This is a genomic window from Bacteroides sedimenti, from assembly GCF_040365225.1.
GTDB lineage: Bacteria > Bacteroidota > Bacteroidia > Bacteroidales > Bacteroidaceae > Bacteroides > Bacteroides sedimenti.
Genome location: NZ_AP028055.1, coordinates 2,457,146 through 2,469,465 on the forward strand (window position 1 = coordinate 2,457,146; position 12,320 = coordinate 2,469,465).

A 12,320-nucleotide genomic window follows, 5' to 3' on the forward strand; every position below is an offset into this window, starting at 1 on the left:
TCTGCCGGTTGTTCCTGACCTGTAATTCTGTACAATAACCTCATATCGAAGGGGTAATAACTTTTGGCTGACCTGCTACAATCATAAGACCATTCTGAATATTTTAAAATTTGCCACACACAGGGAAGTCAGGAAGCTCACACTCTGAAGCGGGCTTTTATTCATTAGTTACTATAAAGTCATTTTTTAATATACAATCCGTTTAAATTTAAAGCAGTGTAAATTTTATTGTGGGATTTATCTTCAATAAAAGCCATTTTTGTATTATTTACACTGTAACCCCTTATTCCTAAATTTGGAATAACCGCTTTACCAAACAGCGAATCAGGAGGAAAAACCGCTTTTAGATTTAAAATATAAGAATGACCTACTTTTATTTTTTCACAGTCAAAAACAGTTGTATTATCTGCATAGCTGATAATTTTGAATGTAGAATCATTACGTACTGCATAAATTGTGTAAAATGACTTTTCATTTTTAATCTTTTTTATTTTGTACAACGAGGTTGATTCTCTGTTAATCGAAAAATTATGGCTTCCTTGTGTCGCAGAACAAGCAACACATAAACCCATTATAAATAAAATTATTAAGTTTTTCATATTAGGTATCTTAAGGTAATGTTTGTATCACGCTTGACTTTTTATTTTTTACTCCAGTTTCTTTATTGGTATTTCCCAAATCATATGACCCATTAAATTCTGGGAGTAACCATTCCGAAGTAAAAAAGCAAACTAATATTAGAGAAAAAGTAATCATAATTATCCTTACTTTCTTTTTCATTTTCTTATCCTCCCAGTTCTGTGATATTCATCGCTATAACACTTGTACATCAGCGCGTTCCATTCCTTATGTGAGATCAGCTTTATTTAAAATAAGTCGCGCGTTATGTAATCCTCATTATCAAATCCTGCGTGGTAGTTACCTGCTTCACGTTCCGTTTCACCCCGCCGGCATCATACAGATACACTGTTGTGTTCCTTTGTATATTCCGGCCAATCTCCTTACTTTTACCCTCTTACTACTGAAGTTAAAGTGATTATTGATATGATAAAATTAAGTATTCCAATCATTGCAAAAATAGTTATTAAGTAATAATCCTGTTGAAAAAAAAGTAATAATATTAAAGCCATGATAGAAAATACAATAGAATATATAATCAAAGTAATTGAGTAAGTTATTCCAAATAGCTTACTCTGGAATTGATAACTTAACTCTGTGTCCGCGCTAAGTTATCAATTCCAAACCTTTTTTAATTGATTCTGTAATGACCTATTTTATTTTGTAAAATAATCAATCAGCATATGATTTTCTTATAATAAAACAACATACAAAATATTAACCAAAAATAAAATAGTGATGATAAACTAGTTATGTACTGTATTAAAAATCTAAATTCATCTTTTGATTTAATGGTTAAGATAGCCAAACTATCACTTTGCCATGTCAGCTTCCCTTTTTTAGGACGGTAATTAATTACAATAGTTCGTTATAAATTCGTTTGACTTAAAATATGTGTTATGCGGCAATAGCCGCAAACTCAATTAGTTCTTTGACAAGCTTGTCATTTAAGTTCTTGTTCGGTCTTATACCGGACAACGCAATAAATATTTGAAGCAGGAAAGCATTGTGCATCATGGTTTTAATAGACAACATTGAAAATGGTTTATCATTTCTGATAGCGTATGCTTTAGCTAAATTGACTGTCGCCAGAGAAGCATTAAAATTGAAATTCATTCTTTTTATGTTTCTGCTTTGACTATTGCATAGTCCAGTATACCCCTTGGCATCGCGAAATAGGTATGAGAAGCTTCACATAACCTATTCAAGCAATTGAAACAAAATTTCCCACTCAAATACTTCTTTGGGGAGAGCGTAAACGCAATCAAAACACAGATATGGGTAACACTTATTGCAAATTTACTCTTATCAGTCATAAAGAAGCGCATAAAACGGGAGTGGAGTTTCTCAAATCTTGTAACAATGATAAGGCAAACACTAATGTACTATATCAACATATATAGTTTTTGTGAGAATCCCGAAAAGGCTTGGTTGCAGATCATTAATCAGTCCAATTCACCCCCTCCTGAGCCATCTCTTTTTGATTAGGGGGCTTACTTTTTTTAGTAATGCCCGAACTGCCCTTAAAATAGGCAGATCGGGTCGACTATTTATACGCTTTACGTTTTTACCGGACAGCAATAATTTTCTTATCATCATCAATAATTATTTCTTACCAAAAACATTAATTAGAATTACTAATACTATCCAAAGCCCAATAATTACTAAACCAATTTTAAAAAAGAACCAAAATATTTTGGATAAACCGTATACAACGTCTGCTGTTCCATATATCAAATCCGAACAACTTGTAAACAATAATATCGATAATATTATTGGAATACATAATCTAACTTTATCAAAAAAAGGATATTTATTCATCTTTTTTTATTCATATATTCTACATCAACATCAAAAGTCTTGGAACCTTTAGGTCTTGTTACGTCAAAAGGACTATATATTACTTCATCAGGAAATTTATTGTTAAAATCAGAAGCATCATTAGGTAGCTTTGAATAAACAGAACTTGCCCTATTATAAAACTTGGTGTATTCATTGATATTAAAGACTCTATTTACTGTGAACCGTTTTTTTATTAGGTCTCGAGTCTTATAGAAATCATAAGAAAACAAACTCGTATTTGATTTATTCAAACTAAGCTGAGATGCAAAATCGTACGCAGTTGCATTAGGGTTATTTATTACAGCAACCATAATATCATTTGGTTTAGTTGGATTAAACGACGATTTTGATTGCCCAAACACAAATGTAGTCAATAATAACAGAGATAAAATTGCCATGTGTCTTTTCATAATATTTATAAGATTTAATTTTTTGGGAATATATAACAAAATTAACCTATTTACAAATATAATTAATATTTTCAACAACGCATCTTTTATAACATTTTTCACAAAACCTTTATAACGCATCAAGGAAAAATCAAAGAACTATAACATTTTGTACTTCTCAATAATTGTGTAACTAAATAATATACTTGACGGTTGTTTTGGATCTTTTTGACCGCAATCCTATCGGGCTGGGCTTGCAAACTTTTTCCGGATAAAAAGTTTGCAAGTCCGATGAATCAATTATCTTAAGATTCTATCTTTGGATATTATATGCAAACTAAACCAAGATGAGGAAGTTGAATTTTTCAAAGCAAGCACATTACCATCTGGAAGATAAAAAGAAGGAATATAGTAATCACGAAAGACACCATCAGGAAATTTAAATCTCACATTTTCTGGAACTGGAGTAAAGTTTTGTTTCAAAAAAATCATAGCATCATTTAATGAAAACATCTCATAAACATCGAAAACACATTCTTCATGGTTGCCAAAAACAGACTTACTATTTGTAATGGTAAAAGTTGATAAAAATGATTTTCTTTCAGCTTTTATATGAACTGCACCTCCGTCAATGTATTTAGTCACATTAAATCCGTGTTTTTTTCTTCTGTTATAAATTTCAGTTTCATTTATATTAAAACACGAGTCAAAATATTCTTTTTTAAGTTCAAATCGTTTACTAAATAATCCCATAATAATTTAAATTATTGTTTGTTAAATAAAAAAAATTACAGCTTTACTCCGCAACATATAATACTACCCATTTTCTGACCACAAATATATAAACTTAATTTAAATTTTCTCTTTTTTATTTGTTTTTTATTTTCAATATCTACACTAAAGTTTTATATAGATTCATGCAAGGCCGCGCAAAGCGCGTTCACCTTGGGCTCTCAGGAATCGGAATAAGCCTTTTTCTTTGGATTGAAAATAAAAAACTTACTATGCAGCCGAATAAATATCTACGGGAATATACCGTTCAACACCTTGATGGGCGCGCCTGTAATTGTAATAATCCATATATTGACGGATCCCCCGGTACAACTCAAGGCCATCGGAGCAGGGATTCAGATATATGTATTCCTGTTTGATTGTCCTCCAGAAACGTTCTATCCATATATTGTCCTTTGCTCGCCCTTTTCCACCCATGCTTGTTTGTATGCCGTTTTTCTGAAGCATCTCACACCAGTCAGCACACGTAAATTGAGAGCCTTGATCGGAATTGATTATCTCCGGCTTTCCATAACGTCTGATAGATACTTCTACCTGATTCAGACAAGCGCCTTTATCCAAGGTGTTTGAGAGAGACCAGCCAATTATATAACGACTGTAAACATCAATAATAGCAGTCAGGTACATAAACCCGTTTTTCATCGGAATATAAGATACATCAATGGACCAGACTTGGCTTGTTTTCGATATATTCAGCTTCCGAAGTAAATAAGGATGAATGTATTTTCTGGAACCCGGTTCATTATTGTCTTATACAATTTATATTTATTGCTCTATAATCACTGCTGTCCCGTTAAGATTCCCAAAGTGATAATTGGTTATCATCGGACTGCATTTTTAAGTTAGTATTATTGTTAAATAAATCATTTATAGATTCTCTCTCAAATAGAGTTAGCCCTATTGTCTGGGAAAATATGTAAAGATTTTCTTTTACTCCAAGGCTTTTCTTTGCAATTGCAAGTAATATGTAAGTGCATATAGCAATCCATATTTGGCAGTATACAGCATTACTTGTTGTTCCATAGAAAGTCTTAATGTGAAGGTGTTGTTTGATCCATTTAAAGCAAAATTCGATCTGAAACCGAGTTCTGTAAAGTTCAACAACATCTTTTCCCGAAAGAGTGGTATCTGTCGAGAAATAGATTTTATGGGATTTGCCGTTTTGAGTTTTTCGAATTACTATTCTTACTGCTTTATTCAGCGCTTTGGAATGAACAATTGCTGTATAGAATTCATCTTCCAGATCCATTTCTACTTTTTCAAATCGTGTAAGCTCAAGGTTCTTAAAATCAATTTTGCCGTCAAACTTTTTAGGTCTTCCTTTTTTACCGGTTCTCTCTGCTGTTGTGATGTACATCAGATTCGCATCATCTCTGAATCGGGAAATGAGAAGGAATCCCAAGCTGTCAAGTCCGTTCACAAATGTTGATTTGGCAAACCAAGCATCGGCTACAACATGTTTGGATTGGTTTAGAAGAATCTCTTTTTCTTTTTCTAAAGCGAAGAGATACCAGTCTACAAGCATCCAATTTGCTGTATGTAATGTGTTGGGATCAGGAGTCTGAACCGTATAAAGTAAAACACACTCATTTATATCTGCATCAATGAGCCCCACACCCAATATTTCTAAACCGCGCATAGCCTTGGCATTACAGCCTGACCAGAATCGCCCGATATATGGAGTCTTTTTCCCGCTTTTCGTGATAAAGTTGGGATCAATGGCAATTGCCTTACGGCTACCTGTAAGTATGTCTTTTGAGAGGATGCTGTTAAACTCGGCTCAATTGAAATCTTTAGTGAAATTCTGTCTGAAACGTTGTTCGCAGGACTCACTATACCTTCCTAATTGCAGGAAATTGATTTTATGAGGAATTATTATGTATAACATAAGCGTTTCGATTAAGAAGTCTTTAAAACTTTTGTTTAACTTTGCATCCATTCTCGAAAGAATATCTTTGCAGATATCCATATATTGGTTAAGTATGTTTGATTTCAATTGGTAATATTTACAGTGTCAGAACCATAAATTTACTAATAATCAGCTACTTAACCTTTTATTTTAACGACAACTTATCAACATAAATATTTGAGTTATAAACAGATATATAGTTTTTTACCGAACTATTGTTATTAGACGGCTAAATTAATAATATTATTATCAGTTTCATACTTTCTTTTGTATTCATTGGGTGACATGTCACCCAATGAATGGTGCGGACGACACTCATTATAGTCCTCCATCCACTTCTCGGTTATTTCCCTAACATCAGTTAGTGTTCTAAAGATATATGCATCTAACACCCCTCTTCGGTAACTACCGTTGAAACGCTCTACATAACTGTTTTGTGTAGGACATCCCGGTTGGGTATATTTGATCGTTATACTATTAGCTTTGCACCAATCCTGGAATTTATTTGAAATATACTCAGGACCATTATCACATCTTATTGCTTCAGGCTTTCCCTTAAGCCATATCACTTTCTCTAATATTCTTATAACACGTTCAGCCGGCATTGAGATTGATATCTCTTGAGCTATGGCAGAACGATCAAAATCATCCAATATATTCAATACACGAAACTTACGACCGCACTCCAAACTGTCACTTACAAAGTCCATTGACCAAGTTTGATTGGGAAGACCTGGCGTAACAAGAGGCTGCTTAACTCTTGCCGGTAATCGTTTCTTTAGCCTTGAGCGCTTATTAAACCTCATCAGTTTATAAACCCTATACACACGTTTATGATTCCACTTTTTGCCTTCCCGAAGCAATCTTGAATAGATTTTCCAGAATCCGTCGCCAAACTCTGAGGCTTCTCTAATGGAATCAATGACCTCATTATCATCCTTCTTTTCAGCATAATAGAAATACGAACGATGAATCGACATTAACCTGCATGCCCGAGTGATGCTGATATCGTAATCCGTTACTATTTCTGCTACAACCTCTTTCTTTACCTCGGGCTCTATAGCTTTTTTTCGATGACATCCTTTAGGATCTTATTGTCTAAAGCTAAATCAGCATACATCTGCTTTAGGCGCCGATTCTCTTCTTCAAGTTCTTTCAAGCGCTTAATATGGCTTGAATCCATGCCGCTGTACTTTGATCTCCAATTATGAAGAGTAGCACGAGATATACCATATTCACGACAGATAACATCAGCAGATAGACCACTATCAAGTTGATTGACTGCTTTTACGATTTCATTCTCATTGTGTTTTGACTTTTTCATCTTTTATTCCTCCTTGACAAATTTAATAAGATTTGTCTAATTTAAAACAGTCCGATTTAAAGGGAAGCACACAAACTCTGTGTCCGCGCTAAGTTATCAATTCCAAACCTTTTTTAATTGATTCTGTAATGACCTATTTTATTTTGTAAAATAATCAATCAGCATATGATTTTCTTATAATAAAACAACATACAAAATATTAACCAAAAATAAAATAGTGATGATAAACTAGTTATGTACTGTATTAAAAATCTAAATTCATCTTTTGATTTAATGGTTAAGATAGCCAAACTATCACTTTGCCAGTTCTGCATAAGTGCTTTTATTACAATTAAAAGAATAAAAACTAAAGCAACAAAAACAAATCGTATATTAATCTTTATATTCGTTAATCTATTCATACAAATAAATATGATTGCACTAAAAAAGATTGTTATAATCCCCCCTCCTATAAACAGCGAAGTTGGGGTTCCAATACAATTGGACAATATGATATATACTAATGACATAAAAATACTATAAACATTTTGCAATAATACAAAAGTTAAAGCCCCTTTAAAGAATTGAGTATTCATCATTTTTTCTTTAATTAATGGTTTGTTCTTTTTTATTTTAGGTGAGAAAATATTCATTCCTCATTTTTAAAGTCTTTTTCCCCATTCACTTTTCCTATTCGGCTTCCTGTAGCTAAATTAACACCTTCGCTTTCACCTCTTCCTGAAGCAAAAATATTTAAAATTTCTCTTGCAATAGATTTACAAATGCATTCTCCCTCATATCCACGAATATATCCTGATTCATATCCTAAATTATAGTTTGCATCACCAGGATAAGTAAATGATCTTTTTTCTGGTAATTCACTAAGTGGATACCCCAAAGTATTTAATCTTGTAGATGTTTCTGAATCATCAATAGCGCCTTCATTTTGATATTTTATAACTTCTTTTTTTAATAATATTATTTTACTATCCGGAATAACAATTATTGGGATTGATAACTTAGCGCGGACACAGAGCAAAGTTAACCATTCCATTAGCAATATAAAAAGGGAATCAGACACAGTTAGTTTTCTATCATTTGTTTTTTTTCTGATATTCAGAAACTTTTAATGCAATAAAGTTCACGCTGCGTTACAATTCAACTCATTTTGCACAACCGGATAAATTTGCTAGTCCACCAAGCTCTCACCTAGCGATGTGTTGTATATAACACTCTTCCAAAATAAATTATATCCTCATACTATTGTCAATAAATCAACTTCTCATAAGGCTGATTACGACACCAGTAATCAAACATTCTTGAATATCTATTCCATTTTAATAATTTCACGACCATAAGTTAAGCCTGACTCATTTTCTAAATAAGATGCTATATACTTAAGATATTTTATTTGCTCTTTTTCGGACAGTTTCAAATACTCAATGCATTCAATATATTCCTTTAAAACCCCAACAGGGTCAAAAGCCCCAACACTCTTAAATATAAATATTTTATTATCTTTATAAATAAAAATACATCTTGGGAAATGGGGGCCTTGACCTTGGAAAGAATATAACCCATCTTTGAAAACCAAATCTTTTCTATCTACGATATTCCAGACATTCCTACCTGCATTTACACTATCACAGTCAGTTATTAACTTATATGCATTCTCAAGTTTTAAGCTAATGCTATCAGGCACTTCCACCCTATGAAATGGATTATATTTTTTCTGTGCAATACTCTGACAATTAATTCCTAATAAGAATACAACCAGAAGAAAAAAAATGTCTTTCTTAATCATTAGTAAGTCCCCTTGTTTTGATCCTTGTTCTTTCATAATATTATTTCAATATAGGCATATCCCTTTTAACCCAACAGTTCCTAATTCTTCTTGTAGAGCTGCAATGCCATATTTACATATTCTTGAATACTAAATTGAATATTCAGTTAGATTTCTTATTATAAACCGTTTATAACAGAGCCCATAACTAAACACAAATATAGTTAGAGACTGATATCACCTTTTACAAAATAATATTTTTTCCCTTTTGTAATATAGTAATTATTGTCTGCTCCTTTTCCTTTTTCAAATTTAAAGGTCTGTTGTGGCTTATTGTCGTACTTTAATATCAATTCATTGCCACTTAATTTAAACGTTCCGTGCAAAACTTCTATTTCCTCTGTTTTAATATTGAAGTCATTAAAAACAAAGGTTCTGTCTTCATTAAACGTTATGTTTATATCAGCAGCGTGAGGTATAAACCATTCCCCAATCAAACATTGTTCTATTTTTGTATTTTTCGATTTGTCGCCTTTAATAGTATCATTTAACACAACGGCATATTTAATTTCATCTATATTTGTTCCTGCTTCACATTGCACAAAAGGAACAATGCATAAAACTGAGATGAACATTAAATTAAACTTACTCATAATCAAGCTATTTATAGATTGTATCATCATATAAACGATATTTATATATGTAATTGAATCATATTTGTTTGGATGAAATACCTACTTCGTACACATTGGAAACATTTCCATCAATTTAAAATTACTATTTTCAAAAGAATACAACCATTGTGAAAACATGTCTATGATTGCCATTTCTTCAACAATTTGTGGAATTTCTCCTTTTTTTAGCTTCCTAAAAGTAGGTATTCTATAAAACAAGCTGAGTTTGCTTTTGGTTACATTAAATAGAGCTGGAGGTATTTCACCGTATACAAAGCAGATATGTTTATTTACATAAAAACACCCTTTAGGATCTAAACTTACAAAACAAGAGCTGCTAGCTCCAGTTTCAAATTTGAGTACATATTTATCAGATGATTCATTAGGGAAATAAAATGAATCTGACATTATACGTACTGACATCATAAGGGTATCACTATAATAATCACATTTTTTCTCTGCCTCAAACATATCTATAATCAAATCATGTAATGCATTATTTTTACATTCCAATAAAGGTACAGATTTTTTCTTATAAATATATTTATCAAAGGTATCAGCCTTCAAACAATTAAGAAGAGAAAAGAACAAAATAAACATTGCTATTTTCTTCATTTCAGTACGATTTTAAAATTATTTACATTCATATCTCGTAACTTTAAAGTGTTCGTTTTTTCGGGGAGAGGTCAAACTGATATCCTATAGAATTAATACTATTTTACCGTCTTTTTGAATGTAGTAGTATTTTGTATATTTAGTTTCTTTTGATTCATATGTATTTGTTTCTTTAATAAGCTTGACATCTATGTACTTTGTATAGATAAGTTCAATTTTATCCGGCGAATATATTTTGGATTGGAATGTGTAATCTCTTGTGTCGCCATATCCACCGTTAACAAGAATTCTTGAAATTAATTTTCCGTCAAAAGTCATTGTTTCTAAGACAATTTCTCCTATCGTTTCGTTAATTTCTTCAGGTAAATAATGTCGACTATAAAAAATGAGCCAATAATTATCAAATTTCTTTTTGCCTCCAAAACAATATTCATAATCGTTATTAAATTCCCAGAAGGAATCATCTTTTGTTCTTAAATAAGTATCGTATTCAACTCTATTGATGTGCTTAGTTTTCAGATTACTCAAAAGAACAAAAAACTGCTCAGGTTCTAGTGGAAAACTCACATCAGTAAATTTATTGACGAATTGATTAAAATTGTCTTTATTCAATTGTTGCCCTTTCAATAAACATAAAGGCAATATCAACAATATGATAATAAGACTTCTATTTTTCATCTTGGTGGTCTTATATTTGTTATTACAATTGATTTCTTTAGAACTTTGCTACAACTTGTTAATGTTTTATCATTGAAAATATTGGCGCCTGCAACATACCCTGCTGCAATATTTCCTATATCTATTGCCGAACTATACGTTACTACTCCGGTGCATTTGTTCTCACCTATTGTCATTCATCAATTTTGCCCTATGCTTTCAATGGGTTTATCTGTTCCATTAGTCGTTCTGAAATCATATTTTTCTCCATTTCCATGATTAGCAATATAAAAAGGAAATCAGACACAGTTAGTTTTCTATCATTCCTTTTTTCTCTGATATTCAGAAACTTTTAATGCAATCAAATTCCCTAAATATAAACCAAGGATAAAGAAGTAGATAAAGCCATAAATAGCTGTAATCTCAATATCCAAACAATAAAGTCCCACTAAAAACAGGAAATACGCATAAAATATATTTAATAATATCTCTTTTGAATATTTGCAAAAATAATCTACAATTTGCTTCATTTATTTTTCCTCCTTAATATTTCTAGAATAATAATTATAACAACTAAAGTAGCTATAATTTTCCAAGAATTATTGCGAATTATAACTGGCAATTTATCTCTAAAAAACATATCAATGCTTACAGCTGCTATTGTTATGATATTGAGGATATTTCTTAATTTATCCATGGTATATGTGGTATATTTTATAAAAACTCAACTCATCCGTTCTGAACCTCGATTTCCTAATGGCTTTTGATAAATAATCGCCGATATAACTTGTTTTTGTTGAAACTCATAACGCAACTCATTATTTGAGCCGATGTAATCATCATAATCTAATTCTAAAAGTATGTAATATAAATTCATTTAATTTCAGCTTTTGTCGTTTATGTATTTTTTTTCAAGACCACTTATTGGTAATTAATTTGTTCGGATAATTTTCGAATAAGATATGCCCATAGATTTAAATTTATGGGAGAGGGGGTTGTTGGCATAAATATATGAAATTCGCCAAAACGCTCTTTATTATAAACTTTACGTGCAAGAATCATAAATATCACAACATTGATATTCATAAGGTAACCAATATCTATACAGTATGTTTTTATGAAACACTTCAATTTTCAACCAAGAATTACTAATATCTAGTACTTTAACAAGAAAACTTCCATATAATGTAATTTTAACATTATTGGATTTACGATCGGGCTTTTCATATATTATATAAATAGTATTACGTGGACGAAGGTAAATACCTGTATCTGTTATTTTCACCCATCCTCGGATCTGTTTTTTGTTATTATTTGTCGACGACGCAATTACGTTAATCATGCTATCTTTTTTTGATTTAAAATCAAACCAATAATAATTCTCCGCAATGGAATCATCTTCTATTTTAGCAATTATTTTTTCTTTAGTCCATGAATTGTATATATTTACAATTTTATTTGAACGAAAATTTAATAGAACAACTTTTTGTTTTTGAGCTATTTGTCCAGACAAATTCCCTATTAGTAACAAATATATTATAAATAAAAACAGTTTCTTCATAGTTGTTATATTGTTTTAAAAATTAGTGCAAACCAGCGTTAGCTCTCCTTTCCAAATAACCACTTTTTGAACCAATTGCCCTTTTGTTGATAAGCCAGACAAACTGTTAATAATTAAGTTTTTTGAACGATAAAGTTTCACGTTGATTTGAAACTTCGCTTATTTTGCACAACCGGA

General features: G+C 31.4%; 11 protein-coding genes and 2 pseudogenes. All 13 read right to left on the bottom strand.

Features of this window, described 5'->3' with window-relative positions:
• Positions 1-179: 179 nt before the first annotated feature.
• The 13 genes and pseudogenes from ABWU87_RS09645 to ABWU87_RS09710 all read right to left on the bottom strand — a co-directional run bounded on the left by ABWU87_RS09645 (position 180) and on the right by ABWU87_RS09710 (position 12,143).
• Positions 180-599: a hypothetical protein gene (locus ABWU87_RS09645; protein WP_353330263.1), complete on the bottom strand. Its 420-nt coding sequence runs from the start codon at positions 597-599 to the stop codon at positions 180-182.
• A gap of 916 nt (positions 600-1,515) precedes the next feature.
• On the bottom strand, positions 1,516-1,734 hold the full coding sequence (locus ABWU87_RS09650) for a hypothetical protein (protein WP_353330264.1): 219 nt from the start codon (positions 1,732-1,734) through the stop codon (positions 1,516-1,518).
• Between the two features lie 701 nt (positions 1,735-2,435).
• Entirely contained in the window at positions 2,436-2,870 is a 435-nt protein-coding gene (locus ABWU87_RS09660; RefSeq protein ID WP_353330266.1) for a hypothetical protein, read from the bottom strand.
• A gap of 279 nt (positions 2,871-3,149) precedes the next feature.
• Positions 3,150-3,602: a hypothetical protein gene (locus ABWU87_RS09665; RefSeq protein ID WP_353330267.1), complete on the bottom strand. Its 453-nt coding sequence runs from the start codon at positions 3,600-3,602 to the stop codon at positions 3,150-3,152.
• A 249-nt stretch (positions 3,603-3,851) separates the two neighbouring features.
• A pseudogene (locus tag ABWU87_RS09670) lies at positions 3,852-4,370 on the bottom strand (IS3 family transposase); the annotation flags it as partial.
• A 64-nt stretch (positions 4,371-4,434) separates the two neighbouring features.
• Positions 4,435-5,280: a transposase gene (locus tag ABWU87_RS09675; protein ID WP_353330268.1), complete on the bottom strand. Its 846-nt coding sequence runs from the start codon at positions 5,278-5,280 to the stop codon at positions 4,435-4,437.
• Positions 5,281-5,771: 491 nt separating this feature from the next.
• A pseudogene (locus tag ABWU87_RS09680) lies at positions 5,772-6,874 on the bottom strand (IS3 family transposase).
• Positions 6,875-7,502: 628 nt separating this feature from the next.
• Entirely contained in the window at positions 7,503-7,907 is a 405-nt protein-coding gene (locus tag ABWU87_RS09685; protein WP_353330270.1) for a hypothetical protein, read from the bottom strand.
• A gap of 273 nt (positions 7,908-8,180) precedes the next feature.
• Positions 8,181-8,693: a hypothetical protein gene (locus tag ABWU87_RS09690; RefSeq protein WP_353330272.1), complete on the bottom strand. Its 513-nt coding sequence runs from the start codon at positions 8,691-8,693 to the stop codon at positions 8,181-8,183.
• Positions 8,694-8,860: 167 nt separating this feature from the next.
• The gene (locus ABWU87_RS09695) at positions 8,861-9,289 is read right to left on the bottom strand and encodes a hypothetical protein (RefSeq protein ID WP_353330274.1); all 429 of its coding nucleotides are present in this window, start codon (positions 9,287-9,289) and stop codon (positions 8,861-8,863) included.
• An 81-nt stretch (positions 9,290-9,370) separates the two neighbouring features.
• Positions 9,371-9,925 (bottom strand): hypothetical protein, encoded by a 555-nt coding sequence (locus ABWU87_RS09700; RefSeq protein WP_353330276.1) that lies wholly within the window; start codon positions 9,923-9,925, stop codon positions 9,371-9,373.
• An 84-nt stretch (positions 9,926-10,009) separates the two neighbouring features.
• Positions 10,010-10,603, bottom strand: a complete 594-nt coding sequence (locus ABWU87_RS09705; protein WP_353330278.1) for a hypothetical protein — start codon at positions 10,601-10,603, stop codon at positions 10,010-10,012.
• Positions 10,604-11,627: 1,024 nt separating this feature from the next.
• Positions 11,628-12,143 (bottom strand): hypothetical protein, encoded by a 516-nt coding sequence (locus ABWU87_RS09710; protein ID WP_353330280.1) that lies wholly within the window; start codon positions 12,141-12,143, stop codon positions 11,628-11,630.
• Positions 12,144-12,320 lie beyond the last annotated feature (177 nt).